The sequence below is a fragment of the Sporosarcina sp. Y352 genome (genome assembly GCF_056786535.1).
In genome coordinates, this window is record NZ_JBXCJE010000005.1 from 321,532 (window position 1) to 348,466 (window position 26,935).

Below are 26,935 nucleotides of genomic sequence, written 5' to 3' on the forward strand. Positions count from 1 at the left end.
ATGGTTGTTAAAATGGAAAATGCACTTATTAATAGAGAAAAACTTATTAAAGCCGTCGAAATTGAAATTATTGGTCCTAGTCGTATACACGAGAAGTCTAAAGCATTTAAAGAAGCTGGGAATATTGTGTTAACAGCGGATGAGGCAAAAAATAATTATTATCGGTTACATTGTGGAGAAAAAGAAGAGGTTTTGCAAACAGATTTCCCTTCTCGAAGATATTCTGCAGGTATGCTTTACCCTATGCAGGCTAAACAAGAAGAAATTGTTGCATTAGATGGGCTTTCCCCGAATGAAGATGAAACAGACATAGTTATTATAAATCCAGATTTACAACACAAGGAATTGAACCAAACTAGAAATGAAAACTTAACTACAGAAGGAACAAAAAGTGTATCATCAAATGATTTCTTACCCTCAAGCTTAGGTTTTACTTGCCGTATTGCACCTGAAACAACAAAACTTAGAGTTTCTTTTAAAGGGGCAAACTATAAGGCACATAAAGTAACTATTGGAGAAAAGAAATATTCGAAATCATGGTGGCTTCGAGAAACAATGATTGGCGAGTATACGATAGATTTGGATTCGTCTCCTGACAACTTTCAAAGAAGTGTAACACTTCCTCTATATAACTTAGATAAAGAATTAATAAATAAGTTTGATATTTCTCTAAGTATTCGTTGTAGATTAAAAAACAATACAAAACTCATTACATTAACAGTCACAAACCGTACTTCTACACAAAAAAATAAGGGACAAGCAGATGAAGCAGTTGTTTTCCAAGCAGAAATTTCTGCACAAGTGTTAAATAGCTCATTTTTGAATTATCCAAAACATTATCAACGCATGTTACCTATGACACCTGAAGAAACAAATGACGAGCTACTTTACCGTAATAAAATTAACTATGCGTTTGGACATGGATGTTCTACTACTTGGGACCAATTTTCCGATAGAATCACAGAAATTAAGACCACGTTCGTTCCAACCTATGAAACAACTAGTATGACACCAGATGTTACGATTGTAAAAGATGGTATAGAATCTGAATTGAAAATTAGTATGATTGACTTAGCGAACTGCATAAGCTATGAAAATATTGCCACGATATTAGAACCTTTACTAAATGGATATGAACAATGGATTCGAGCTTGCGAACAAGAAATCAATGCACTTACTACCGTCCTTCAGCCTGCAGCTATTCACAATATGAACCTAGGGAAAGAAAGTTTAAATCGAATGCGTCGTGGGTTAACCCATTTACAAGATGAAACAATACGAACAGCTTTTATACTTGCTAATAAAGCAATACTATTACAACAAGTAAACGGGAAAACAGAGCGTGTCCCTGAAACAAAAAATCTCGAATTACATTACGCACTATCTTATTCAGAAGTTGTAAAACTATTACCGCAGCTCTTACAAAGTCGAAATAGCTGGCGTGCATTCCAAATTGCATTTTTCTTAATGTCAATTGATTCTATCGTTAATGATGAATCGCCTGAGAGAGAAATCGTGGATCTTATCTGGTTCCCTACTGGTGGCGGTAAAACAGAAGCCTACTTAGCGGTAGGCGCCTTCCAAATGTTCTATCGTCGACTAGTTAACCCAAGTGATGCCGGAGTCGATATTTTGATGCGTTATACATTACGATTATTAACGGCTGATCAATTCCAACGTTCTTCCCGCTTAATTTGTGCAATGGAGTATTTACGCACGACCGAGGACACGACACTAGGTTCTAAACCATTTTCAATTGGTATGTGGGTTGGTGGTACAACATCACCAAATAATCATAAAAAAGCTCTTGCTCAATTAAGAGAGATGAATAATGGTGTACGATCTGAAACATTTATTTTAAATCGTTGTCCTTGGTGTGGCAGTACGATTGGTAGAATCAAATCAAAAAATCAAAAGGGTAAAAAAGATACTTCCATCCATGGTTATACAAGTGTAGAAAATAAGCTAGTTACTTACTGTCCAGATGTAGATTGCCATTTCCACGAAGAAATCCCAGTGTACTTTGTAGATGAAACTATTTATGAGAAGCGTCCAACTTTCTTAATTGGGACTGTCGATAAATTTGTCCAACTTGTATGGAATCCTCAGGCACGAACGCTATTTGGCATAGGTAAAAATGGAGAACAGTTATACACTCCACCTAACTTAATTATTCAAGACGAACTCCATTTAATTTCTGGACCACTTGGCACTTTAGCCGGTCTTTTTGAGGGATTAATTGAAGAACTTTGTACCAAAAAAGTAAATGGTAAATCTATTAAACCAAAAATCATTTGCGCGACAGCGACAATAAAAGATTTTGAAGAACAGGCACGTTGCTTGTTTGCTCGTAAAAAGGCAAATCTATTTCCTAGTCCTGGTTTAAATATAGATGATTCTTTCTTCGCAAAAATTGCTCTAGATAAAGGGACTAACCGGCCAAAGCCTGGACGTAAATATGTAGGTGTATTTACATCAAACGTAGGGTTAATGATGGCTGAAGTACAAACATTCTCTGCAATTTTACAAGAAGCTTTCCTCCTACCAGAAGATGAATGTGATCCATATTGGACATTACTTGCTTTCTATAACAGTTTGAGAGATTTAGGTGCAGGCATTAACCTTTGTAACATGGATATTCCAACTTATATTAGTTCCATTAAAAAAAGAGAAGACTATGATCAACAGCGTTTTATTAAAGAACCTTTAGAATTAACATCTCGTTTACAAAGTCATGAAATTTCAAAAACAATTGATGACTTGAAAAAAGAATTCAATACAAAAGTTAAAAATAAACCATTAGATGTTTGTCTTGCTTCTAACATTATTGAAGTAGGTGTAGATATTGATCGTCTGTCAGTTATGGCTGTAGTAGGGCAGCCAAAGACAACAGCTCAATATATTCAAGTGACAGGTCGGGTTGGGCGTAGAGCAGATGAACGTCCAGGAGTTATTTTCACAATCTACTCCAATCGAAATTCTCGTGATAAATCTCATTTCGAACATTTTAATGAGTATCATCAAAGGCTGTATGCACAAGTAGAAACAACAAGTGTAACACCGTTTTCTGATGCAAGCCTTGAACGAGGTCTTAGCGCTGTTGTAATCGGTTTTGTCCGTCAGCGATTCACAGACTTACTCGCTAAAACACCAGATGCCGCAGCATTTGCGGATATTATGGACTCTGAAGAATTTACACACTTTGAACAGAGTTTAGTTAACCGTTTAAAAATAGTAGATATCGAACAAGCAAATGTATTCAAAAATACAATGGATGCCATTTACAATAAAATTTTAAGTGGAGACTTTAACTCTTGGGATGTTGGTAATAACGTACAGGGATTAATGTATAAAAGCGGAGATCCGATTGCTAAAAATAATTCACCCAAATCTATAGGAGTTATTAATTCACTCCGCAGCGTAGACGCTGAAAGTAAAGGCGAAATTTCGTTAAATATTACATCAGAATCAGTAACTCCAAAAACAAAGAGAGATTGGGGAGTTTTTAATATATGAGAAGGTTACCATTACGCCGTAGTCAATTAGTTGGCTCAAACGGTCCAGGTTCTTTAATTGTTAGCCCTGAAGGGGAGACTGCTATTGTTGGCGCTTTAGATTATTGGCTTCAGGATTCTAAAGGGAACAATATAGATTCTAAAGCTGAATTCGAAATATTCGAACCACGTCTTAAAGGTTTTTTAGGCGTTAATAAATTATATTTACCACCTGACTATCGAGATGTAGGGGCAGATGTAGCAAATGCAAAAATTACGATTCCCCTTTTACGATTCCCAAAGTGGAATTATTGTCCATTTTGTCACACTATGCATGAATTAAATTACACAATTGAATCAGCGAGAAACTACTGTGCCGAATGTGAAAATTCTCGCTACTATAAGCAAGTACCATTTATTATTATTTGTGCCAAGGGACATATCTCAGATTTCCCCTGGCGAGAATGGGTACATCAAAGTGATCAACCGACTTGCAGAGGAAGGATGAAGCTCATTACAGTGGGTGGAGCAACACTTGATTCTTGGAAAATCACATGCTCATGTGGCTCTGCTAGAAGTTTAAAAGGAATCACTTCGAATAATTCTCAGAAACCTGGCGGAACAGTTCTTTCCGAAAAACTGAATTCTACGAATAAAGAATTTAAATGTAATGGCCATAAAGCTTGGTGTGGGGATGAATTTGAAGAATGTAACGAAAATCCTGTGGCAATTCTTCGTAACTCAATCAATGTTTATATGCCACAAAAAATTAGTATAATCTCATTACCCGGTGAAAAAAATCAAAATGTTGATCGCTTACTTGATATACTCCAGCGGAATGTTGCTGTATTGGGAGCTTTAGAAGCTGCAAATACTTTTGAAGGAAAAGTAGATATTTTGTACAACGCTTTAAGTACACAGATTAAAGCGTCCCGTGAAGATTTTGAAAAAGTTGTCCTTTATTTAGAGGATAGCATCGTTGAAGATGGCAATACAATTGAAGTAGGTTCTCCATTATTATTACGCAATAAAGAATTTGAGAAACTTCAGGATGAATGTACAGAGGATTATTTGAAGGTTCAAGTAGAATGGACAAATACAGATAAGGATACAGATAGTATACAATTTTCCGATGTTTATAAGTCTTTTTTTAGACGAGTTAATCGCGTGACAAAACTAAGAGAAACTACTGCATTATCTGGTTTTAAGCGTTTAAGTAGAACAGATGAAAACGGTCAGTACTCTTATACTTCTTCTTATGACCTAATGTATCATAAAGAAGTACCCCATAATCAAAAATGGCTTCCTGCATATACAGTATATGGTGAAGGTATCTTTATTCAATTTGACTTAGAAAAAATTTCACTTTGGGAACAAGAAGAACTTGTAAAAACATATTTTGAGGATTATAAAGAACGAATTGAAAATATGGATCATATAATGCCTGAGATAATAGAGGCACCTCGTAATATTATGATGCATACACTAGCCCATTTGATAATTGAAGAAATTTCGAATACAAGTGGCTATAATATGGCATCCATTCGTGAACGTCTTTATATGCATCCTGAACAAGCATCCATATTGATTTACACATCCGCGGGAGATATTGAAGGTACTTTTGGAGGTCTTGTACGTTTAGGACGAAAAGATAAATTTTTTAAGCTAATCGATAATTCCATAATGAATTCACAATGGTGTAGTTCCGATCCTGTTTGTAGCGAACTTGCAATTTCTCAGGGACAAGGGCTCCATGGTGTAAATGGGGCAGCATGTTATAACTGTGTCCATCTACCAGAAACATCTTGTGAAATCGGCAATATGTATCTAGATCGGAAGCTGATTAGCGATCCAACAATTGGATTTTTCAAATCTATATTTTAATTAACAGGATGATTGAATTATTGTTTTGGATTCAAAATTTAGTGTATGGAACTTCTTTGGTTCTAGAATTCATTCCGACTGAAACCCCTCCAAAACGGGTAAAGAACTAGTAACATATGTCGCAAAGGAGTTTTAGCCCCCATGAATCCCCAATTCGAAGAGATGCAGAAACGTATGAATCATATCGGAAACCTGAATAATTACTTGGAGGAGTTGCTTGCAAAAATCCCGGGTAATTTGTTGTCGGGTAAGCAACAGGCGAAATTGATGGATGTTTTGCTAGATGATAAGGATTTGAACAAGCTGCTGGAAGGTTTGAAGGATCCACGTCCTCCCCGCTTTGTGCTTGTTGGCAGGACGGGTGTCGGTAAAAGTAGTCTAATCAATGCGATGAGTGGGAGATATCTTGCGGAAGTGAGCGACGTTGAGATTGGGACGAAGGAAGCGCGACGGTTTACATATGAATCGGATGGTCAGGTGTATTTTGAAGTCATTGACACACGCGGAATAGGTGAATCGGAGTCGTTTACCAAGTCGGCTGAAGCTGAGCTTACGGCTATTATTAAGGAATTCCGGCCGGATGCGATCCTATTTTTGCAGAAGGCGACGGAGCGGGCGCATATCGATATTGACGTGGACAGTGCGAAAAAGATCATGCTGAATGTGGGATATGATTTGCCGATGGTTGGCATACTTACGCATGTGGACGAGCTGAATCCTTCTCGCGCGAAAGACCCCGCGGATTATCCGGTGGGCAAGCTGGACTTGGTGGAGGAGAAGAAAGCGCAACTGCAACGAATCTTCAAGGCCCGTGATGCGCACGTGGAGGCGATTATTCCTGTTTCTTCTTATATCGAATGGAATCGGAACCCTGATGAGTTGTCTGATGCTGAGCGCCGTGCGTTGACGATTGAATTTGACGGCCGTTACGGCATTGAGGAACTGCTGGATTTTTTGGAACAAAGTATCGACATACGGGCAGCCATTCACCTCGGCATGACGATACGAATGAATAAAATCTCTGAAAAGATTGCGCTGCGGTTCATTAAAGTGTTTTCGGCACTTTCAGCGACAGTTGCACTGAGTCCGATTATCGCGACGGATATTGCTGTTCTTCTGTCGCTACAGACCGTCCTTCTGATGATCATTGCCTATTTGTCTGGCCGCGATTTGGAGTTTAAAACGGCAAGGGAATTACTGGTTTCGCTCGGCGGAATTGGAGCGACTGGTTTCACGTTGCGAATGATTGCGCAGCAAGGCAGTAAGTTTGCGAATCTGGTGCTGCCAGGTGCGGGGTCTGCGATTAGTGCAAGTATCGCGAGTGGCGGAACGTATGCGATTGGAAAGGCTGCAGTCGCTTACTATTTGAAAGGTGTTCCGGAAGATGAGTTGAAGCAGATCGTGAAGAAGGCGCGGGATGAGTTTGATGCATCACGCCCCTAATGCAAATCTCCACTTCACCATGTATATTGCCGTTTGAAGCGGAGACAATACGTTTAAGTGGAAAGGAGAGATTGGATGACATTTGATAATGTTAAAGTAGCGGACTTGGACGTTAAACAATTGGAGGAACTACTTGCCCTTGAAACTAAATTAGGGGTTACGCTCGTCGCGTATGAAGGTTCAAGCACTACGGCTTCTAAGCGCGAGTAATACACTACTTTTGGTATCAATACTCTATTACAAACAAGAAAACGCCATTGCTGATGTAGTGTCAGCAATGGCGTTTTTCTATGCGTTTCAGTTTATCCGAGTTTATTACAATAACAAGGTTCTAGACGTTTTAAAAAACGCTTTTGCAGTGATTTTTCACCAATCAATCCCTGTCACAGCACCAAAACCTAGCGCTAGCATGATAACGAATGCTGGATGCCAATTCCACTTTTGAAGCATCAAGAAACTTGCCAGGGCGATGCCGCCGGTAAGTAGAAACCCTACCCCTTCGACCGCTGTCTCCACAAACTGGAGAGTCATGAATAACAAAAGAATGGCGATGACTGGACGAACAAACTTCGTTATACTTTTCACTTTGGGATGGTCCTTGTATTTCATGAGAATTGCCATTAATCCGATCATCAATAATAGAGAAGGTGCAACGGAAGCGAATAAAGCGACCACCGCCCCTAGGATACCGCCTTCTGAATAGCCGACGGATGCAGCCATTTTCGTCGCAATGGGTCCCGGCAAGGAATTCCCGATAGCGACGACCTCACTGAATTCTTGGGTGTCCATCCACCCGTAGGTACCGACGACTTCGTTTTCCACGAGCGGAATGCTAGCCGGTCCGCCCCCGTACCCTAGTATTCCAGGTATAAAAAACGCTAGAAACAGTTGCCAATAAATCACGCTTTTCCCCTCCTATTTCGAATTGGAAGGAAGATGAATATAAGAACGAGCAATATAACAAATGCGGGGTGTATGTTCAATGCTTCCAATAAAATCCCCGCGGCGACCAACATCGTTAATGCCTTTTTCCAACCGAGCGTATCGCCGGATTTTTTGACGAAATCCCAAGCCAGTATGCCTAGCATAACTGCCACGACTGGCACAACAGAAGCGGACATGTTTTTTACCCATGGAATGTCTTTGTATGTCTGCAAAATGCCGATTAACAATATCATCATTATGGACGTTGGGATCACAGAGGCAATTATGGCATTGAGACAACCTAATTTACCGCCCACTTTGTAGCCAATATACCCAGCCAACTTTGTCGCAATCGGTCCAGGCATTGTATTTCCGAGCGCAAGTGTGTCGCTGAATTCGTCTTCATCCATCCACTTGTATTTGCGTACAACTTCTTGATGGAACAACGGAATTGCAGAAGGTCCTCCACCAAAACCCAATAAGCCTACTCTGCAAAAGGCGGCGAATAAATCTTTTTGTAGCTTCCACTTTCCAGAAACGGCCGTTTTCTCGACACTTCGGGTAGTCTCGTTAACTTTTACCAAGCTGCTAGCGCCCCATCCGTACGAGATTCAGTTCCGCCCTGAAGTACGCCTGTTTCTGGGTCTCGCCATATGATTTGGCCACGTCCAAAACCTCCGCCATCAATTGAGACTGTCACTTCATGGCCTTTTCTACTAAGTGCCTGCACCAAATGATTCGGGAACTCTGGCTCCACTCGCACTTTTTTCGCTTCAGTCCATTGCCACCTAGGCACGTCAAGCGCCGCCTGGGGATTTAGCAAGTAATCGATTGTGTTTACGACGACTTGGAAATGACCTTGTGGCTGCATATAGCCTCCCATTACACCAAATGGACCAACCGCATTTCCGCCTTTTGTGAGGAAACCAGGAATGATTGTATGATAGGATCGTTTACCTGGTCTCAGAACGTTCGGATGGTTTTCATCGAGCGAAAAGTCGTGCCCTCGATTTTGAAATGCAATCCCTGTTCCTGGAACAACAATACCCGAACCAAAGCCCATGTAGTTGGATTGGATGAAAGATACCATATTCCCTTCTTCGTCTGCTGTCGCGAGGTACACAGTTCCCCCCTTCGGCAATTCGTAAGGCTCTGGATCGATTGCTTCATCACCAACCAGCTGTACCCGTTTTTCCGCGTATTCGTTTGATAACAGGTGTGCTGTTTCGACTGGCATATCCGCTTCTTCCGTAATGAATGCCTTACCATCTGTGAATGCTAGTTTCATACTTTCGATTTGTTCATGAATCGATTGAGCAGATTGCCACTCGGGTTTACTTAGTTTCTTATAAATATTTAATGCCATAAGTGTTACCATCCCATGACCATTTGGAGGGATTTCCCACACATCATAGCCTTTATAGTTCACTGAAATAGGTTCAACCCATTCCGGTTTGTAGGTAGCTAGGTCTTCTTTCGATAAAAAGCCGCCATGTTTTTTCATGAATGCATCAATCTCATCGGCAATTTCGCCTTCATAAAAATCACGTGCCTCAGTTTCTGCAATGGCTCGAAGTGTCTTTGCATGACCTGGTGAAGACCACATTTCACCTATTTTAGGTGCACGGCCATCTGGTGCAAACGTTTCGAACCAAGCATTGAACTCATCTCCGCTGAATTGCTTTTTAAACTCTTTATAGGCTGATTCCCAGTACTTGCCGAGGATAGGTGTGAGCGGGAAACCTTCTTCTGCGTAACGAATGGCTGGCTCCAGTACTTCCTTCAAAGGTAGCTTTCCAAACCTGCGCGACAGTTCTACCCATGCCGCGGGCGTCCCAGGCACTGTAATTGGAACCATCCCGTAAGTCGGCATCTTATCGTGCCCCAGTGCTTTAACTGCTTCCACCGTTAACGTCGCTGGTGCAGGTCCAGATGCATTAAGTCCGTACAATTTATCCTTCACCCAGACCAGTGCGAACGCATCGCCCCCTATGCCATTTGAAGTTGGCTCGACGACTGTGAGTGCTGCCGCTGTTGCAATTGCAGCATCAATGGCATTGCCTCCTTTTTGTAAAATGGCCAATCCTACATTCGCTGCAAGTGGCTGTGATGTAGCGACCATTCCTTTTCGAGCAAATCCTGTATGTCGCTGTGATTGAAACGGATGATATAAGTGATCCATGAAAGCCCTCCTCGGGTAATTTTATTTTCAGCTAAATTGTGTTTTTTAATCACTTGTTAATCAAAAATCAATTTTCACTTAACAAATGTTATAAATATGGTTGTCACGAGTATAAAACAAAAATTCAGTTAAAGCAATACATGGTTTTTCAAAAAAATGTATAACCATTTCGATTCACAAAATAAAAAACCTATCCAAGAATAGGTTTTTTCTGTCCGATTTACAATTTCAGTCCCGCTCGACTTTTAAATCTCCGAAGTAAGATATGACTCTCCACTCTCGTTATTCCATCAAGTGCATATAATTCTTCATTGATGAACTTCTCCAGGTCGGTAAAATCATTTACCAATACGTGCATATGAAGGGTTGATGGGCCAGTCATTTGATAACAGCTTGCTACAGAGGGATTGTCAGCGAGCGCTTGTGCAACACTCACTAGGGACGCGGGTTCGCAGTCTACTTCGAAGAATGCTGATACACCCTTCCCCACTTTTTCACTATTCACGACGACTGTGAAGCGCTCAATAATCCCATTCTCTTGGAGATTATGAACCCTTTCACGTACCGCAACACGTGATAAATTAAGTTCTTTTCCTATATCCACGTAAGATAGGCGTCCATTAGCTATAAGTAGCTCTAAAATTCTTTTATCAGTTGCGTCCATTTCCGGTTTCCTCCCTACCTATATGTCTAATATCTATGTAAATTACGTACAATGTGATCCGAAATGTATAGTTCCAATATGCACTTTGGGTAGATAAAGGTCAAGTGCTGCCTTTCGGGAGATACGCTGTATGGTCAGCATTTCAATCAGACTTCCAACTTGTTTACGTTTTTGTTTGGCTTCATGGAGTACTAGTTGAGTAGAAGACGAAATGATCGAAAGCTGAAGCACAAAAATACGTTGTTTGGCAGAGCAATATGAAAACAGGACATACAAAAACCTCACTCTACAGTGAGGTTTTTCATCAATTCTATTCTCGATTGACAGGCATTGAGCAACACCTGAAAGAGCCGCCAGATTTAATGATTTCATCGAATTCGACTTCGATGACTTCAAAACCGTGTGCACGGATTTGAGCGTTGACTTGTTTGTTTTGTGGGAGACTAAACACTTTTTTGTCACCAATGGATAGGACGTTTGTGCCCATCGTGAATTGTTCTTCTTCGGAAACGTCAATCAGTTTATAGTTTTCTGCAAGATAGTCAATAATTCTCTGGTCAAATGCTTTCCTGAAAATCAGCGCGACCTTAGGTGAAAGAATGTTAAATACGCAATCGAGATGTAAATACTTTTCATTGAAAGGGACAGGGATAATCGTGTAATCCGGTAGATCCACCTTTAGTTTCTCAGCGGCCTCAATCGAAGTTCGACTGCTAATACCGACAAACAACGTGCCGCGATCTACAATGACATCTCCGCCTTCAACTTGACTCGTAGTGGTTTGGAACGAAATATCTTCTTCATCCAGCCATTCCTCGAGTGCTTCCTCTTCCCCTTTGCGTATATCGCTTGCCATTTCCGCTACAAAAATATCTTCACCCACAGTAAAACCGATATCTCGGGTAAAAACTTGCTCTGGAAACTTTTCGGATGAAGGCAATTTAATGACTTCCACTCCATGCGCTTTAAGGAGTTTTTCAAATTCATTATGCTGTTTCATCGCTAATTCAATATTTATATTTTCATCTTCATACTTTCTTTGTACGTCATTGATGACTTCTTCAATAGCCATAAATTTCGGCTGACATAGGATGACACGGAGAAGCGTATCATATTCAGTATTGCATTGAGTTGTCGAGGTATCTTCCATAGGGGAATTCATCATCGTTCCTCCAATTGATTTTTTCATTTTCTATATTTTCGTCTTCTATACGTTTCCCTAATGCTTCGTTTTCAAACATTTTTTGTTTAATTTCTGTAACTAGAGGGAAGATGAAAGATTAAAGAATTAGTAGATTGGGGGAGAAACAATGATTCAGTTAGATAATGCTTTATTGACAAAAGAGGATTTTGCGGAGCGAACGGATTTACCTGATTGGTTGTTGAAAGAATACCAAACATTCCATGAAACGGTGACAGACAAATCGTTTCCTTGTTATTTCGGTATGGGTGGAGAGTTAAAGGGTGAATTGCGTTATGGATATGTGACACAAGACGACTGGTCCAACTTGCCAGCGACTTTAAAGGCATTTTTAGCACTATTCGAGAACCCCGAGCATAAGCGACATGGTCTCTTCGTTTTTGTAGAACCGTTTAAAAACGAAGGCTCTTTAGAGGATTATCGGATGCAGTTCTGGGAAATATTACAGTATTTGCATGGAGCAGATGACTTTGAATGGCCTGCCGATAGTCCCCGAGATCCTGCGCATCACTTATGGGATTTTCGTTTCCACGGTGAGCCGATTTTTGTTTTTGGCAATGCACCAGCTTACAAGCAACGGAAAACGCGAGATCTTGGCAATGCGATGGTGCTCGGTTTCCAGCCGAGACGAATCTTCGAAGGGCTGAAAGGAACAGAAAAAGGCGGTGTGATGTCGCGTGAAAAGGTACGCGAACGCGTAGAAGTTTGGGACCAGCTTCCGAAACACCCCGACATCAGTCATTTTGGCGATCCCGATCATAATGAATGGAAACAGTTTTTCATTGGCGATGACGTGGAACCGATTCAAGGTAAATGTCCGTTTTCACATAAGGAGATGCAGTAAATACCATACAAACCTAAAAAACCTCACATTTCTGTGAGGTTTTTTATTCTCTGCAATTATTTCCCGAATAATGTCCATTTCCCGGGAAATAGCTCGAATTATTTCCCGCTCATTTCCGCCATCCCATAGTACAGATTCATTTCAGATTCGGGCACCATACTACCGCCTGTTCCCCACACGAGATGAGTTGTGTTTAAGGAATTTGCGCCTGGAATATTCTTGTTAATGACTTGTATCGGGCCAGTCATCCCCGCAAGTGCAGATGGTTCAAGTCGAATGCTTTCTGTATCTGCAAGTAGCTTCAATAACTTGAACATTGTTCCGTCTGCTATTGTGTAACAGCCAGCTAGTAAAGGTTCCATCGTCTTTCCGACAAAACCAGATGCTGTGCCAACCGCGAGTCCGTCAGCGGCCGTTTTATTGTCGAGTCCGAAGTCTTGAACGGAAACATTATCGTGAAGACCGGTCATCATGCCAAGCATCATACACGGGGAATGTGTTGGCTCTGCAAAGAAACAACTTACCGCGTCACCGAAAGCGAGCTTCAATCCAAACGCTACGCCTCCAGGTCCTCCACCAACACCGCATGGCAGGTAAACGTAAAGTGGGTTGTCTTCAGTAACGATTGTACCTCGAGCTCTCAACTGGTCTGCAACGCGTTCTCCCGCCACTGCATAACCTAAGAACAGATCGAGTGAATTTTCATCATCGACAAAATGACATAAAGGATCTGCATCTGCCTGACGACGTCCTTCTTCAACAGCTTTGCTATAGTCGTCCGCGTATTCAACGACCGTTACACCCTTTTCACGCAGCATGTCTTTCTTCCACTGCTTTGCATCTGCAGACATATGAACTGTGACATTGAAACCTAGTTTAGCGCTCATGATGCCGATACTGAGACCTAGATTTCCCGTTGAGCCAACAGCAATTTTATGTTTGGCAAACAAGTTACCGAATTCAGGTTCTGCAAATTTACTGTAGTCTTCCTCTGTTGTTATCAATCCATGTTCAATCGCAAGTGTTTCGGCATGTTTTAGTATTTCATAAATACCTCCACGTGCTTTGATAGAACCTGAAATAGGAAGCGCATTGTCTTCTTTCAGGAGTAGCTCTCCCTTAATTGTTGTTCCGTATGCATTGGAAAGTGCATCTTTCATATTAGGCATGGCGGTAATCGGCGATTCAATAATGCCATTAGATGCTTTGGTTTCCGGAAAAACGAGCTCGATGTACGGTGCAAAACGCTTTAGACGATCAGATGCGTCTTTCACGTCTGCTGCTGTCACGCCTGTTTTCACAAGGCCTGTTGTTGACGATTCGATTAAGGGATTGAGCCACAATACTTCTTCTCGTGCCGCCATCTGCTCGATGAGCGGTAATTTTGCTATCCATTCATTGACTTGTGTTTTATCCATCATGTTTATCGCCTCTTTTTTTCAATTTTGTAACAACAGTATATCATGATGTGCCAGTTAAAATCGCCAAACAAATAGCCCTTCCACGAGTGGCAGGGCTACTCTTCTTTATTTTTTGGATTGATGATTGAGTTTGCTTTTCAGTAAATTTGATTTCTCCCCATTATTCCATAACTAATTTCTCAATTAGCTCTCTTGTCAGATCGAATCTTGGGTTCGTCGTATCTTCGCCATTTGCTTCAACATCCATGACGACCGAGATAATACGTTGCCCATTAAAGACGCCCGTGCTCACAAAGCAAGATCCTGCTTGATCTGTGTAACCGGTTTTCAATCCGTCAATCCCTGGCATTGCTTGTGGCATACCCGCCAACATTAAATTTGTACTCCACAATGTAGCGCCGGCACTTGTTTTAAAACTCGCCATCTTTGTAAAGTCGAGCACCTCAGGATATTTGGCAATCAGCTTTTGTGCAATGACTGCAACGTCACGGGCAGATGCACGATTCGTTTGTTCAGGTCCTTTGCCAATGTAATCGCCATCCAGGCCACTCGCATTGAAGAACGTTGTCTCTTTCAGCCCGAAACTGTTGGCTTGTTCATTCATCAATTCAACAAACGCTTCTTCCGTTCCACTAACCATTTCAGCTACCGCTATTGCAGCGTCGTTCGCGGAGTTTACAGTCATGGCAGTAAACAGTTCTTTCAATGAATAAGTACTGCCTTCAGTCATCCCAAGTTTGACCGCTGCGGATTTTCCCATGACTTTTTGAATTGCTTCACTTGGATTGTATGTACTATCCCATGATAGCGTGCCGTTCTTCACGGCGTTAAGGACAAGATACTGTGTCATCATTTTGGACATGCTTGCGATTGGTAACGATTCGGCACTATTTTCTCCATAGATCACTTTCCCCGTGTCGGCATCCATTAAAATGATTGCTTTTGCGCCAACATTTAACTCTACTATTTCCGGGGTTGCTTCCTTCGTTTTCAATACAACCGTTACGCTAAGTATAACTAGCACTAGTATAAAAATTAATTTCTTCATCTTTTTCCGCCTTTTCAGTCGATAGGGTTCATTACCTTAATATTGAACCCTAATCATGAAGATTCTCTTAGCGTGATTATGAAGATTTTCTTAAGTTTCGCTATACATGCGATCTATAGGAATCGACCAATTAGCCATACCACAACTAAAATCGCACCAAATCCAAACCAAATAAGCGCTAGTAGTTTCTCCCTTTTCTTTTTATCTTCCATATTTTTTGTTAAAAAACGTACAAAGAATTCTAACGCGATTGCCAATACAATTATTAGTATCCAACGCATTTCTAGCCCCTCTTTTCTAAGTGGTTATCTCAATACATTAATCCTACCATTTAACACTTCAAAAGAATGTTCCATATACAGTTCCTTTTCCTTAATAAGTCATTTCAACAGCACACACCACACCCGTTCTTCGCGAATATGCTACTAGAACTACTCAGGTGATGGCGGTGCTTAAAATGAAACTAACAACGATACTTGCGGGCCCTATTTTGCGAAGAGTTGAAGCCGATTCGGTAACAATTTGGATCGCAACGAGCCAGCCTTTTGATATTGACGCTTCCATTTACGTTATCTCTACCGATGCTAAGCTTCCTACAAAGACGCGCACCTCTTCCATTCGAGCTGGACAGCAGCTTTTCATCTACCTCGTACACATAAACGGAAACTTCCCGGTAGATACGTTGCTCGGGTATGACCTGTTTTTCCATAATGGTATAGACTCTTACACCTTTGCAAGCCTCGGTTTAACTTCAGCCAATAAAGAGCAATCCATCACTTACGGTGATCTTGCTTATCCCTCATTTTTCATCCCCGCCGGTAAAACCTCGAACTTCCTCTATGCTTCATGTAGAAAGTTACACGGGAAAGGCGAAGATGCACTTGCGGCAGGGGATGAACTTATAAAGAATACCCAGCTAGACTTGGAGAAACGACCAAGCGCTCTGTTCCTTCTCGGCGATCAAATCTATGCGGATGATGTAGCAGATCCTTTGTTCCCAGTTATCCAGGCAGTTGCAGGGAGCTTAAATAGACAAGAAGATTTAACTCAGCTGGACAGCCGGCTTGCAGATAAACCATTCAATACTTCATCCGTGCAAGTAAACGGCAGGCAATTCATTATGGAACAGTTTTGCCGATTTACAGCTACAAATGCCGGCAATCATCTAATGACATTCGGTGAGTATGCCGCTATGTACTTACTGTCCTGGAGCCCAAGCTTATGGGAAACCGCTTGCATCCCTTCATTTGATGAAATCCTTGAAACGGATGGCTATCATTTTATGTTGCCGGATGATGAGGCGGAATGGGCGCGCTGCAAGGCGAGATACGACCGGCAAAGCGAAGACCTTCTCCAAACAATCGGAGCGCTCCATCAGGTTCGAAGATTACTTGCGAATGTTCCTACGTATATGATCTTTGATGACCACGATGTAACGGATGATTGGAATTTATCGGCCAATTGGCGTGATCGCGTAGCACAATCACCTTTAGGGAAACATGTAATCACAAACGGATTGTTCGCTTACTGGGCTTTTCAAGGTTGGGGCAATGAACCACAACGGTTCGCGGAGGAGTTCCTACTGTCGATGGGCAATCATGTCGACGGGTTTATTGCCGATACACCTGCGTACGAAGAGTGGACGGAACACCTTTGGGATTTCCGTTATTGGCACTTCGTAGCGCCTACCAATCCCGCTGCCTTGTTTCTAAATACGCGTACATTGCGTTCTTTTGACGATGCGCCACAACCGGTAAAAGTAGGCTGGATGGTCAAAGAAAGTGTCCGAAGTCCTCGGCTGATCGGTCCCGAGGGGTGGCGTTTTGTGTCTGAGACGCTCGTCGCATCCGGTTGGAAAAAGGGCAACCCACTAATTATCATCTCTCCGACGCCTTTTTACGGCATTGGTCTGATTGAATCTATTCTTCATGCATACGTCTATCCCCTTCGTGCACTAGGGATTCCGGTTAATGAAGGATTCGATTTTGAAGCATGGAAATATAACGGGAAAGGGTTCAATGATTTTATCCGAACCATTTTCAAATGGCAGCCTTCTCGCTGTATTATTTTATCGGGTGACGTCCATTATGCTTCTGCAGTCACTTCACATATAACGTCTAAAACCGGTACAGTTGCCGATATTGTGCAATTTACAAGCAGTCCTTCAAATAATATGAGTTTTAGGGGTGTATGGGGATTCTGTATGAGAATGGCAATTTTGCTAAATGCTCAAAAGCGAAAAGGGAAGAAAATACAGCGCTATTGCGATGAAAACTTGAAGATTGTCAACGGGAAAGAAGGTGCTAAATGCCCGGACAGTGCGGAGTGGCAAGAGGAGCTCCGTTATGTGTCGATGAGAAATGGCGCGATTGTTGAAACAAAGAATAATATTGGATTTCTATCGATTCATGAAAATTCCTTGCAGAATTCGCTTCTTCGAGTGAACGAAGAGAAAATTTCATTTGAAAGATTGGAGTGACATCTACTTAGTTTGATTGACCACCCTATAAAAAAAACTCCGCCGACAAAAAATAGTTGGCGGAGTTTTCCCATTTACAACTTTGTCCGTACATCCCATAGCTCTGGGAAGAACTGGTGGTCGAGAACAGCCTTTAAGTAATTGACACCCGACGAACCGCCCGTCCCCATTTTAAAACCGATGATTCGTTCAACGGTTTTCATATGACGGAAACGCCACTGCTGATGGCTGTCTTCAATATCGACTAGCTTCTCCGCCAGCTGATATAAATCCCAGTGATCATCTACATTGCGATAGACTTCAAGCCACGCAGCAGCTACCGACGCATCCCCTTTGTACGTAACAGAGAAATCGCGGTCGAGTAGTTCTGGATTAATGGCGAAGCCGGCTCTCGCAAGCGCACGTATCGCTACATCGTAAATACCCGGCGCACGGAAAGCCGTCTCAAGGCGACTCACAAGTTCAGTATCTTTCTCGTAAATCTTCAAAATATGCGATTGTTTGTAACCGAGGGCAAACTCGATAAGCCTATTCTGGTAGGACTGGAAACCCGATGCACGCCCCAAACTGTCCCGGAATTCCATGTATTCAGCAGGCGTCAACGTCGACAATACATCCCATGCCTGAATAATTTGCGTCTGAATTTTTGATACGCGTGCCAGCATTTTAAACGCTTCCGGCAGTTCGTCTTTTTCAATCAATTCAATACCTGTGTTGAGTTCATGCAAAATCAGCTTCATCCACAGTTCGCTCACTTGGTGGATAACGATGAACAGCATCTCATCATGATGGCCGGACAAGCGTTGCTGGCTCGACAGCAATGTATCCAGATTCAAATACTCCCCGTATGTCATCGTATCTTTGAAATCCGTGTGAATTCCTTTTTCCGTCATAACGGTTTTCGACTCCCCTCGATTGCACGCAGCACAGCACGAACAGGACTGCCGTCACCTTCTTTTATGGGAAGTGGCAAGGCAATCAGATCATAATCGCCAGCATCCACTTTGCTGAGGTCAATGTTTTCCAAAATCATGACGCCATTGTCATTGAGCGCATGATGCGCACTGACCGTCTTGCTCGTTTCCGGGTCAACAGATGGCGTATCTACACCGATAAGTCGAACGCCTCGTTCTTTCAATAACGGCCCAATATCCGTCCGTAAATACGTAAACGTCTCTGGGAACACGTTCGGATCAGGACGGCTTCCTGTTTTCAATAAAATCCGTTCAGCCCCGCCGAAATCAATGCCTTCCAGTTCTGCACGACCAATGCTTTCTTTTCCTGAAACATCAACGATACGTGCACGTCCGATGTATAAATCAATCGGTAAATCAAGCACTTTCAATCCATTATCGTCAAAATGAAAAGGCGCGTCGATATGTGTTCCCATATGCGTGCTGGTAGATAGTTTCCCAATATTGACTGATCCTGTTTCATTCTTTGAGTACTCGACCTGGTAAGAAAACGGCGTGTCACCTGGCCATTCGGCAATCTCATTATGCAATGGTTGCGAAATATCAATCCACTTCCCAGTCATGCGACAACACCCCTTTTGTTCTCAAACTTTTCGTAGCGTTTTTCATCCATGATGACTTTTAACTTTTGAATCGTATGCCAGACGTCTTCGAAAGAATTATAGAGCGCAACCGGCGAAAGTCGAATGCCATTTGGTGCACGAAAATCCGGAATAACGCCGGCTTCTTTCAACGCTTTACAAATGCGCGCCGCCTCAGCGTGTTCCAATAAGATATGCCCCCCACGCGTATCGTCAATTGGATTTCCAATGACAAAACCATGCGCAGACAGTTCTTGTTGAATGAGTTTCAGCATATAATCCGTAAGTTGAAGCGATTTTTCGCGGATACGCTTAATGCCTATTTCGTCAAACAGTTCAAGCGCACCAATAACCGGTGCCAGACTAAGTACATGCGGCGTCCCGATTTGATAGGCCGCGGCATCCATCGCTGGATCCATTGTATGATTCATATCGAATTGCGATTCCTTTTTCGAACCAAACCATCCCGCTAATCCAGGCGCTTTACTGAAATGCTTGTCATGAACGAACAATCCTGCAACCGAACCAGGCCCCCCATTCAAATGCTTATACGTACACCAAAATGCGAAATCCGCTCCCCAGTCATGCAATTCATGTTCAACCGAACCAACGGAATGGCATAAATCAAAACCAATTGGGATGCCTCTTGCGTTCGCCGCCTTTGCGAGTTTTTCCATGTCTAGAATTTGTCCGCTTCTGTACAAAACAGCCGGTAGGACAATGAGTGCAATGTCATCTGTCATCGCTTCGATAATATCGTCTTCACGCAAAAATCTGCCATCCTCACTCTTCACTTGGACAAGGTGTTTGGCAGGGTCATATCCTTTAAGCAGAAGTTGGCTTTTCAATGCATATATGTCTGAAGGGAAATTGAGTTCATCCGCGAGAATTTTTGTTCTCGTTCCGGAAGGTTTGTAAAATGTGGCCGCCAACTGATGTAAATTTGTCGTTGTAGAACCAGTTGCAATCACTTCATTGCTCAATCCGCCTACAAGTGGTGCCATTTTCTCCCCAACCGACTCAGACAAATAAAACCAAGGATTGTCCCCCTCCGTCCATCCATCGATGCCTAAATTTCTCCAAGAATCCAGTAAGTCATGCAGCGTGCGCTCCGCTCTTTTCGACAACAAACCGAGTGAATTACCATCCATGTAGATGGTGTTTTTGAGTAAGTAAAATTCACTTCTGTAATGAGCCAAACCGTCTTTATCGTCAAGCCCTCGTGCATATTCGAACTCAAACATGTTCGATTCCCCCTTGTGAGAAGTTTCTGTTATTAGTGAAAGTGTAACATATTGGGTGGGGTGTGTAATGAGGGGATAGTGTTGGGGGTTTGGGCGTTTTGCTTCAGTTTTCGGGCGGTGCGCTCCGGGATTTGAGCGGTTTGCTTCGGATTTCGGGCGGTCCGCTCCAGGATATGAGCGGTTTACTCCAGCATTCGGGCGGTCTGCTCCAAGCTTTGGGCCGTATACCTCGGTTTTCGGGCGGTCCACTCCGGGATATGAGCGGTTTACTTCGATTTTCGGGCGGTTTGCTCCAGGTTTTGGGCGGTATACTCCAGTTTTCGGGCGGTCTCCAATAAAAAACAAAAAAACCGACATCGCTGCCGGCCTCCTTCTTCATATGTATCCACTTACTTAAACCAGCCCTTGTCTTTAAATCGAGAAATGGCTTCTATCCGGTTACCGACGTCGAGTTTATCCAAAATCGCAGAAATGTAATTTCGTACTGTGCCCGGCGTTAAAAATAAATCCCCTGCTATTTCTTTAGTTGTCTTGCCGTCGGCGATGAGCTTAAGAACTTGGGTTTCACGTTCCGTCAGCGGATTTTCAGTTTCGTCCCCGTCACCGTAAGCGATGTCGACGAGTTCAGGCGCGTAAATCCGTCTGCCGTCCATAATTGTCCGAATTGAATTGACAAGCTCTTCAATCGGACTATCCTTTAGCAGATAGCCACGAACACCCGCTTTTCGGGCACGTTCAAAATAGCCAGCTCTGGCAAACGTCGTCAAAATAATGATTTTACAAGACTCGCTTTTCAAAGCTTCGGCGGCGTCGAGTCCCGTCATTACAGGCATTTCAATGTCCATGATACAGACATCTGGCTGGTGCTCCCGCACGAGGGCAACTGCTTCCTCACCATTTTTTGCTTTACCAACCACTTCCATATCCTCTTCCATATTCAATAAGGAACCGAGTGCTCCGAGCATCATCCCTTGGTCTTCCGCTATGACAATACGTATCACGTCAATCACTCTCCATAATATGTTGTATGACTGCAGGAACACGAATCGATAATTTCGTTCCTTCGCCACCCTCCACTCGAAGGCTTCCGTTGACAAACTCAAGTCGTTCGCGCATTCCAGTCAAACCATTACCAGGCGAGGTTTCTCCGCCTCTCGTGATGCCAATTCCATCGTCTGCTACATTGATAACGAATTCATTTGGCAACTGTTCAAACGATACACAGCATGTCTTTCCGAAACTATGTTTCACGACATTGGTCACCGCTTCTTTCAAGCACATGCTTAAGACACTTTCAACAATCGCAGGAATATTGGTGAATGATGGATTGCCCTCGATTGTATAATCCATTTCAGCCGCCTTCAACATCTGCTCAATGCGAATCACTTCATCTTCAAGTTTCATCGACCGCATGCCCGCCACTAACTCACGGACTTCTTTCAATGCTGTACTTGCAGTCTGCCTGATATCCCGCAGTTCTCTTTCAGCCGCTCTCGGATCACGAGATACCAGCTTTCCGGCCAAATCACTTTTCAAGCCAATCAGCGATAACTTTTGACCGAGTGTATCGTGCAAATCACGGGAAATTCGTTCGCGCTCCTCCAGGATAATCAGCTCTGAAATTCGTTCGTTCGCATTTTCTAATTGATCAACCAAGTTTTCACGCTTATTGCGATTGTAAAGATTAAACGGCAACAGCACTGTACCAATTACGCAAATAAGGATGAAATGGATTTGTGAGATGAACAATTCAATTTCAATGAAAAATCCTATGACAATCGCAAAAATTGTAATCGCAATATGTAACCCGTATATGACAAAAAAACCAATTGGATTTCGTATATTACCAATGAAAAATGCAGTGAATATGGACAAATACACATAACCGAATAACAGCGTCATCGCGACGTTAATCACAATTTCAAAACTGATCCACATATAAACGATTCCGCTCTTTGATTTGAATGAAAACATGTAGGACAGGAAAAATAATAATAGCAACGAAATGCCAATCGTTATTTCAAGTGGGGAAGATGATCTAAAGATGAAAAAGAACGGAAGAAAACAAAATACAGCCCATGCGTAAATACTGACCCATGGATTTTTTGGGAAGATACTATACCAACTTTGCATACCGTTCGTTCACCATCCTGTCTATACTTACCATTGTACCAAATTTCCGGATAAAAAAAACAGCCATCCTCTGAAGAGATGACTGCTTTCGCTATTATTTCTGGTCGAAACTTGTGCGTTTCGGTTTCAGATCAATAGAAGGACTTGCTGATTTAATCATATGCTTTACGTCTTTGAATGCGATAAATCTTTTCTTCTCCGGATCATACAACCGGTAACGGATTGACGAAATACTTTCTTTGATTGTAATCGTTGTTGCCACATGAAGAGGTGGTGTCGATTCATGTGCCATTTCCAAGTTGTAATTGGGAACACGCGGTGACAAGTGATGGACGTGATGGAAACCAATATTTCCTGTAGCCCACTGCAACACACGTGGCAACTTGTAGTATGAACTGCCGTCAATAGCAGCTTTCACATAATCCCACTCAGATTCCTCTTCGAAATATGAGTCTTCAAACGTATGTTGAATGTAGAACAACCAAATTCCAAGTGCTCCTGCAACGAACATAATTGTTCCTTGAATAAGGAGGAATGCCTGCCATCCAACAAGTAGAATCATGCCTGTGTAAATGACAACAAGTGCTGCGTTCGTCAAATACGTATTGTTGCGCTCTTTCTTACGCGCATCTTTACGGTTGAAACGGCTTGAGATAAGTACAAGGAAAAGCGGTCCAAAACCGAACATGACGATTGGATTTCGGTATAACCGGTAACCAAAACGATGCCATTTCGATGCTTCTACATACTCTTCAACCGTCATGACCCAAATGTCACCTGTGCCGCGCTTGTCGAGATTCGAGCTTGTTGCATGATGGATTGAGTGTTCACGTTTCCACTTTTCATAAGCAAACAGTGTAAGGATACCGGTAATGGTACCGACGATGTCATTTGTTTTTTTGTTTTGGAAGAATGAACCATGCGTGCAATCATGGAAGATGATAAACGTCCGAATGACGAATCCTGATGCAATCACAGAAATTCCAAATGTTAGCCAGATCGAAACCGACAAACTCTGGTAAGCCAAGAACCATAGGATTAGAAATGGTGGGACTGTATTGATAAGTTGTATAATACTTTTCTTTTTATCTGACTTCGCAAAAGGGGCAACGTCTTTGTGTAACTGCTTCGTTTTTTCTTTAGACATGTTGAGTAATCCTCCTTCAATCTGATGTTCTTTTTCTGATTCACTATCTTGAATCTAATGATAAAGAAATATCCGACTTTACAGAAGGCATAGATGTCATGATTATCGATATGACAAGTGTCACTTGTTGTGAATTAATTCACAAGGATAGATTTCCTTCCTATTTCTGAATCATCGGCACAAAACTTGCATGTATTTATAGGTGTAAAGATTTTTTTCACCTATAAATACAAAAAGAGGAGCGTTAACTACATGAAAATTGGAAACGAAAAACAGATTGTTACAGATAACTATCATGGCACTCTTGTCGAAGATCCTTTCAGATGGTTGGAAGACGATAAGAGTATTGAAACAAAAAACTTTGATGAGCAACAAACAGCCAACACACAAGCCTATTTCAAAACAATTCCCGAAAGAAAAGAACTAAAAGAAAGACTATCCCGACATTGGAATTACGAAAAGTACTTTGTTCCTCAAAAAGAAGGGGACTATTACTACTACCAAAAAAATGATGGCCTGCAAAATCAACCTGTATTTTATCGTTCGAAGTCACTGTTAGATTCCTCACCCGAAGTTGTAATCGATCCAAACGCACTAAATCCGGCTGGAACAACAGCTTTAACACATATCTCTTTCAATAAAGAAGGAACAATAATGGCTTATGCACTTTCAGATAACGGTAGCGACTGGCAAGAAATAAGTATCCGTGACATGGAAAATGGCGTGGAGTATCCCGAAAAGATTTCACGTTGTAAATTCAGCAGTCTTGCCTGGGTTGAAAACAGCACAGGCTTCTATTACAGCCGCTATCCGAAACTTGGTGATGTGGACGCTGTCGATGAAAGTAACTATAACCGACTTTATTTCCACGTTGTGGGTACTCCGGGATCTGAGGATAGACTCATCCATGAAAGACCCGATGACAAGGAGCTGGCATTTGGCGCTATCGTCTCAGATGACTATAACTATCTTTTACTCGAGTCATGGAAAGGGACTGAAAACAAAAGCCGGCTGTATTATCGACCTATCGATAGTAGCGAGGATTTCATCCCTCTAGCCGCTACCGGAGATGCCTATTATTCATTCATTGGAAATAAGGGCACTACTTTTTATATTTATACAAATAAAGATGCAGCTAACGGAAAAATAGTTGCCATTGATATTAATCGTTTGGAAGAAAAATACTGGAAAGAAATTATTCCTGAACAAGAGGGTGTCATGTCCTTTACAAAAATAGTAGATGACCAATTAGTAATAACGTATCTGCACCACGCCAAGGATTTGATCAAGTTATATGATCTTTCTGGAGCGCTTAGCACTAAACTAGATCTCCCTGATACAATTACGGTGACGAATATTACGACAAATAAAAAACAAAAAGAAATGTTTATCAGTTACACTTCCTATTTAAGCCCGACTACTGTTGTGAGGTTTGATTTTGAAACGAATCGGCTTGAAACAATATTTTCCTCACAAGTTGCGTTAGACAGTTCTGCTTATGTAACGAAACAATTTTTTTATCCTTCGACGGACGGGACGAATATCCCCATGTTCATTACGCATAAAAAAGACCTTAAGTTAACGGGAGATAACCCTGTACTATTATATGGGTATGGTGGTTTCAACATCAGTATAACGCCTGCCTACTCTGCGTCCAATGCGATGTTTATCGAGGATGGTGGCATCTATGCGGTTGCTAACATCAGAGGTGGTGGCGAGTACGGTGAGGATTGGCACCAAGCTGGTACTTTTGAAAGGAAACAACAAGTCTTCGATGATTTCATCGCTGCAGCTGAATGGTTAATCGGCAATGATTATACGAATCCTGCTAAATTGGCGATAATGGGTGGTAGTAATGGTGGCTTGCTGGTTTCAGTATGCATGAACCAGCGACCTGATTTATTTAACACGGTCATTTGCCAAGTACCTGTAACTGACATGCTTAGGTATCAACATTTCACTGTGGGACGCTTTTGGACATCTGAATTTGGGAATGCAGAAAAAAATCCGGAACACTTTAAAACAATCTATGCCTATTCTCCACTTCATAATATTTTACCCAATCAAAAATACCCGGCAACACTAATCACAACTGCAGATACAGACGACCGTGTTGTCCCGCTCCATTCGAAAAAATATGCGGCAACTTTGCAAGAATCTCAAGTTGGTGAAGCACCTATTCTCCTTAGAATCGAAAAAGACGCTGGACACGGTCTTGGTAAACCGACCGTGAAAATTATCGAAGAACATACCGATATTTTTACGTTTCTTTATAAAGGCCTAGGCATGTTTTCTAAAAGTTAAACGGAGAAACAGAACTGCCCTCAAAATGGCTTTCATTTTGAGGGCAGTTCTGTTTAACTTCCTATTTCATTCACTTATTTTAGGATCAAACGCATCACGTAATCCGTCACCTACAAAGTTAAAAGCAAGAACAGTAATCAATATCATAAATCCTGGAAACAGCGGGTACCACCATGCCCCAAGCATGATTTGGGGATTTTGAGCGCTTTGTAACATATTCCCCCAACTTGGTATTGGCGGCTGAATACCGAGTCCAAGGTAACTAAGACCCGCTTCCGCTAAAATGACTCCCCCGATACCGAGTGTTGCCGAAACAATGATTGGCCCCATTGCATTAGGCAAAATGTGCGAAAAAATAATCCTAACATTTCTAATCCCCAAGGTTCTTGCCGCCAATACGAATTCAGCCGATCGAAGCGATAAGAATTCGCCACGCACTAAACGGGCGGTTCCCGTCCATCCAAATATTGCAAATACACCAATGAGTGTCATCACACTCGGTTCAAATATAGTCACAAGTGTGATTAGCAGAAACAGTGACGGAAATGATATAACGGCGTCTACAATCCGCATCAGAATCGCATCCAGCTTACCTCCATAATATCCGGCCACCGCACCAACTACCGTACCGATGAAAATTGAACCCACTATTGAAACAAAACCTACAAGTAGAGAAACTCTAGCTCCGTATAGCAATCGGCTCAACGTGTCGCGACCCAGATTATCTGCACCTAAAATATACTTCTCACCTGGAGGGCTCAGTTTATCCATCAAAACTTGTTTACTCGGATCTTGTGGCGCTATCACTGGTGCAAAAATCGCGCAGGTGATAATAATAATCAACATAATTGCACCTACGACAGCTAGTTTATTCTTCATAAATTTACGTAACATGACTCTCCCAATAGATTCGTGTATATAATCCTGCATACCGTCTGCTAACAATGGGTCATTTACTGGTGGATTTA

22 protein-coding genes are annotated in these 26,935 nt (G+C 42.1%); 7 read left to right on the top strand and 15 right to left on the bottom strand.

The window, feature by feature from the left end; all coding sequences use genetic code 11:
* The 4 genes from AC1TO6_RS11465 (at nt 1) to AC1TO6_RS11480 (ending at nt 7,031) form a co-directional block, all read left to right on the top strand.
* Nucleotides 1-3,516, top strand: coding sequence for a helicase-related protein (locus AC1TO6_RS11465; protein WP_482101727.1), 3,516 nt, complete (start codon nt 1-3; stop codon nt 3,514-3,516).
* Nucleotides 3,513-5,378, top strand: coding sequence for a DrmB family protein (drmB, locus tag AC1TO6_RS11470; protein WP_482101728.1), 1,866 nt, complete (start codon nt 3,513-3,515; stop codon nt 5,376-5,378). Before AC1TO6_RS11465 ends, drmB begins: the two co-directional genes overlap by 4 nt.
* Before the next feature lie 141 nt (nt 5,379-5,519).
* On the top strand, nt 5,520-6,821 hold the full coding sequence (locus AC1TO6_RS11475) for a GTPase (protein ID WP_482101729.1): 1,302 nt from the start codon (nt 5,520-5,522) through the stop codon (nt 6,819-6,821).
* A 75-nt stretch (nt 6,822-6,896) separates the two neighbouring features.
* Nucleotides 6,897-7,031: a hypothetical protein gene (locus AC1TO6_RS11480; protein ID WP_482101730.1), complete on the top strand. Its 135-nt coding sequence runs from the start codon at nt 6,897-6,899 to the stop codon at nt 7,029-7,031.
* 156 nt (nt 7,032-7,187) lie between these two features.
* On the opposite strand, the gene AC1TO6_RS11485 is transcribed toward AC1TO6_RS11480, so the two are convergent.
* The 5 genes from AC1TO6_RS11485 to AC1TO6_RS11505 all read right to left on the bottom strand — a co-directional run bounded on the left by AC1TO6_RS11485 (nt 7,188) and on the right by AC1TO6_RS11505 (nt 11,753).
* Nucleotides 7,188-7,724 (bottom strand): chromate transporter, encoded by a 537-nt coding sequence (locus tag AC1TO6_RS11485; protein ID WP_482101731.1) that lies wholly within the window; start codon nt 7,722-7,724, stop codon nt 7,188-7,190.
* Nucleotides 7,721-8,224 (bottom strand): chromate transporter, encoded by a 504-nt coding sequence (locus AC1TO6_RS11490; RefSeq protein WP_482101775.1) that lies wholly within the window; start codon nt 8,222-8,224, stop codon nt 7,721-7,723. Before AC1TO6_RS11490 ends, AC1TO6_RS11485 begins: the two co-directional genes overlap by 4 nt.
* A 98-nt stretch (nt 8,225-8,322) precedes the next feature.
* On the bottom strand, nt 8,323-9,927 hold the full coding sequence (locus tag AC1TO6_RS11495) for a gamma-glutamyltransferase family protein (protein WP_482101732.1): 1,605 nt from the start codon (nt 9,925-9,927) through the stop codon (nt 8,323-8,325).
* A 220-nt stretch (nt 9,928-10,147) separates the two neighbouring features.
* A complete protein-coding gene (locus tag AC1TO6_RS11500) occupies nt 10,148-10,591 on the bottom strand; it encodes an Lrp/AsnC family transcriptional regulator (protein WP_482101733.1) in 444 nt (147 codons plus the stop codon).
* Between the two features lie 310 nt (nt 10,592-10,901).
* Nucleotides 10,902-11,753 carry a dimethylarginine dimethylaminohydrolase family protein gene (locus AC1TO6_RS11505; RefSeq protein ID WP_482101734.1) on the bottom strand — a complete coding sequence of 284 codons (852 nt, stop codon included), beginning with the start codon at nt 11,751-11,753 and terminating at the stop codon, nt 10,902-10,904.
* A gap of 148 nt (nt 11,754-11,901) precedes the next feature.
* Here AC1TO6_RS11505 and AC1TO6_RS11510 point away from each other — a divergent pair, with 148 nt between their 5' ends.
* On the top strand, nt 11,902-12,636 hold the full coding sequence (locus AC1TO6_RS11510) for a YqcI/YcgG family protein (protein ID WP_482101735.1): 735 nt from the start codon (nt 11,902-11,904) through the stop codon (nt 12,634-12,636).
* A 98-nt stretch (nt 12,637-12,734) separates the two neighbouring features.
* On the opposite strand, the gene AC1TO6_RS11515 is transcribed toward AC1TO6_RS11510, so the two are convergent.
* The 3 genes from AC1TO6_RS11515 to AC1TO6_RS11525 form a co-directional block, all read right to left on the bottom strand.
* Nucleotides 12,735-14,057 carry a D-serine ammonia-lyase gene (locus tag AC1TO6_RS11515; RefSeq protein ID WP_482101736.1) on the bottom strand — a complete coding sequence of 441 codons (1,323 nt, stop codon included), beginning with the start codon at nt 14,055-14,057 and terminating at the stop codon, nt 12,735-12,737.
* A gap of 160 nt (nt 14,058-14,217) precedes the next feature.
* Nucleotides 14,218-15,105 (bottom strand): D-alanyl-D-alanine carboxypeptidase family protein, encoded by an 888-nt coding sequence (locus AC1TO6_RS11520; RefSeq protein WP_482101737.1) that lies wholly within the window; start codon nt 15,103-15,105, stop codon nt 14,218-14,220.
* A 113-nt stretch (nt 15,106-15,218) separates the two neighbouring features.
* Nucleotides 15,219-15,386, bottom strand: coding sequence for a hypothetical protein (locus AC1TO6_RS11525; RefSeq protein ID WP_482101738.1), 168 nt, complete (start codon nt 15,384-15,386; stop codon nt 15,219-15,221).
* A 176-nt stretch (nt 15,387-15,562) separates the two neighbouring features.
* On the opposite strand from AC1TO6_RS11525, the gene AC1TO6_RS11530 reads away from it, so the two are divergent.
* On the top strand, nt 15,563-17,584 hold the full coding sequence (locus tag AC1TO6_RS11530; RefSeq protein WP_482101739.1) for an alkaline phosphatase D family protein: 2,022 nt from the start codon (nt 15,563-15,565) through the stop codon (nt 17,582-17,584).
* A 74-nt stretch (nt 17,585-17,658) separates the two neighbouring features.
* On the opposite strand, the gene kynA is transcribed toward AC1TO6_RS11530, so the two are convergent.
* The 6 genes from kynA to desA form a co-directional block, all read right to left on the bottom strand.
* Nucleotides 17,659-18,477: a tryptophan 2,3-dioxygenase gene (gene kynA, locus AC1TO6_RS11535; RefSeq protein ID WP_482101740.1), complete on the bottom strand. Its 819-nt coding sequence runs from the start codon at nt 18,475-18,477 to the stop codon at nt 17,659-17,661.
* The gene (kynB, locus tag AC1TO6_RS11540) at nt 18,474-19,121 is read right to left on the bottom strand and encodes an arylformamidase (RefSeq protein ID WP_482101741.1); all 648 of its coding nucleotides are present in this window, start codon (nt 19,119-19,121) and stop codon (nt 18,474-18,476) included. Before kynB ends, kynA begins: the two co-directional genes overlap by 4 nt.
* Complete coding sequence (gene kynU / locus AC1TO6_RS11545) at nt 19,118-20,383, bottom strand: kynureninase (RefSeq protein WP_482101776.1); 1,266 nt, start codon at nt 20,381-20,383, stop codon at nt 19,118-19,120. Before kynU ends, kynB begins: the two co-directional genes overlap by 4 nt.
* 389 nt (nt 20,384-20,772) lie before the next feature.
* Nucleotides 20,773-21,384: a response regulator transcription factor gene (locus tag AC1TO6_RS11550; protein WP_482101742.1), complete on the bottom strand. Its 612-nt coding sequence runs from the start codon at nt 21,382-21,384 to the stop codon at nt 20,773-20,775.
* 1 nt (nt 21,385) lies between these two features.
* The gene (locus tag AC1TO6_RS11555; RefSeq protein ID WP_482101743.1) at nt 21,386-22,516 is read right to left on the bottom strand and encodes a sensor histidine kinase; all 1,131 of its coding nucleotides are present in this window, start codon (nt 22,514-22,516) and stop codon (nt 21,386-21,388) included.
* Nucleotides 22,517-22,610: 94 nt separating this feature from the next.
* Nucleotides 22,611-23,663, bottom strand: a complete 1,053-nt coding sequence (gene desA, locus AC1TO6_RS11560; protein WP_482101744.1) for a Delta(5) desaturase DesA — start codon at nt 23,661-23,663, stop codon at nt 22,611-22,613.
* Nucleotides 23,664-23,915: 252 nt separating this feature from the next.
* On the opposite strand from desA, the gene AC1TO6_RS11565 reads away from it, so the two are divergent.
* Nucleotides 23,916-25,967, top strand: coding sequence for a prolyl oligopeptidase family serine peptidase (locus AC1TO6_RS11565; RefSeq protein ID WP_482101745.1), 2,052 nt, complete (start codon nt 23,916-23,918; stop codon nt 25,965-25,967).
* Between the two features lie 66 nt (nt 25,968-26,033).
* Here the strand turns inward: AC1TO6_RS11565 and opp4C are convergent, their stop codons facing one another.
* Nucleotides 26,034-26,897, bottom strand: coding sequence for an oligopeptide ABC transporter permease (opp4C, locus tag AC1TO6_RS11570; protein WP_482101777.1), 864 nt, complete (start codon nt 26,895-26,897; stop codon nt 26,034-26,036).
* Nucleotides 26,898-26,935: the final 38 nt, after the last annotated feature.

What these genes read in the sequence shown, in the direction of transcription:
- drmB (WP_482101728.1), top strand. Translation starts at nt 3,513, where the DNA reads ATGAGAAGGTTACCATTACGCCGTAGTCAATTAGTTGGCTCAAACGGT.
- kynU (WP_482101776.1), bottom strand. Translation starts at nt 20,383, where the DNA reads ATGTTTGAGTTCGAATATGCACGAGGGCTTGACGATAAAGACGGTTTG.
- AC1TO6_RS11480 (WP_482101730.1), top strand. Translation starts at nt 6,897, where the DNA reads ATGACATTTGATAATGTTAAAGTAGCGGACTTGGACGTTAAACAATTG.
- AC1TO6_RS11500 (WP_482101733.1), bottom strand. Translation starts at nt 10,591, where the DNA reads ATGGACGCAACTGATAAAAGAATTTTAGAGCTACTTATAGCTAATGGA.
- AC1TO6_RS11505 (WP_482101734.1), bottom strand. Translation starts at nt 11,753, where the DNA reads ATGAATTCCCCTATGGAAGATACCTCGACAACTCAATGCAATACTGAA.
- opp4C (WP_482101777.1), bottom strand. Translation starts at nt 26,897, where the DNA reads ATGCAGGATTATATACACGAATCTATTGGGAGAGTCATGTTACGTAAA.
- AC1TO6_RS11555 (WP_482101743.1), bottom strand. Translation starts at nt 22,516, where the DNA reads ATGCAAAGTTGGTATAGTATCTTCCCAAAAAATCCATGGGTCAGTATT.
- AC1TO6_RS11495 (WP_482101732.1), bottom strand. Translation starts at nt 9,927, where the DNA reads ATGGATCACTTATATCATCCGTTTCAATCACAGCGACATACAGGATTT.
- AC1TO6_RS11515 (WP_482101736.1), bottom strand. Translation starts at nt 14,057, where the DNA reads ATGATGGATAAAACACAAGTCAATGAATGGATAGCAAAATTACCGCTC.
- kynB (WP_482101741.1), bottom strand. Translation starts at nt 19,121, where the DNA reads ATGACTGGGAAGTGGATTGATATTTCGCAACCATTGCATAATGAGATT.
- AC1TO6_RS11530 (WP_482101739.1), top strand. Translation starts at nt 15,563, where the DNA reads ATGAAACTAACAACGATACTTGCGGGCCCTATTTTGCGAAGAGTTGAA.
- AC1TO6_RS11525 (WP_482101738.1), bottom strand. Translation starts at nt 15,386, where the DNA reads ATGCGTTGGATACTAATAATTGTATTGGCAATCGCGTTAGAATTCTTT.
- AC1TO6_RS11565 (WP_482101745.1), top strand. Translation starts at nt 23,916, where the DNA reads ATGAAAATTGGAAACGAAAAACAGATTGTTACAGATAACTATCATGGC.
- AC1TO6_RS11475 (WP_482101729.1), top strand. Translation starts at nt 5,520, where the DNA reads ATGAATCCCCAATTCGAAGAGATGCAGAAACGTATGAATCATATCGGA.
- AC1TO6_RS11520 (WP_482101737.1), bottom strand. Translation starts at nt 15,105, where the DNA reads ATGAAGAAATTAATTTTTATACTAGTGCTAGTTATACTTAGCGTAACG.
- desA (WP_482101744.1), bottom strand. Translation starts at nt 23,663, where the DNA reads ATGTCTAAAGAAAAAACGAAGCAGTTACACAAAGACGTTGCCCCTTTT.
- AC1TO6_RS11510 (WP_482101735.1), top strand. Translation starts at nt 11,902, where the DNA reads ATGATTCAGTTAGATAATGCTTTATTGACAAAAGAGGATTTTGCGGAG.
- AC1TO6_RS11465 (WP_482101727.1), top strand. Translation starts at nt 1, where the DNA reads ATGGTTGTTAAAATGGAAAATGCACTTATTAATAGAGAAAAACTTATT.
- kynA (WP_482101740.1), bottom strand. Translation starts at nt 18,477, where the DNA reads ATGACGGAAAAAGGAATTCACACGGATTTCAAAGATACGATGACATAC.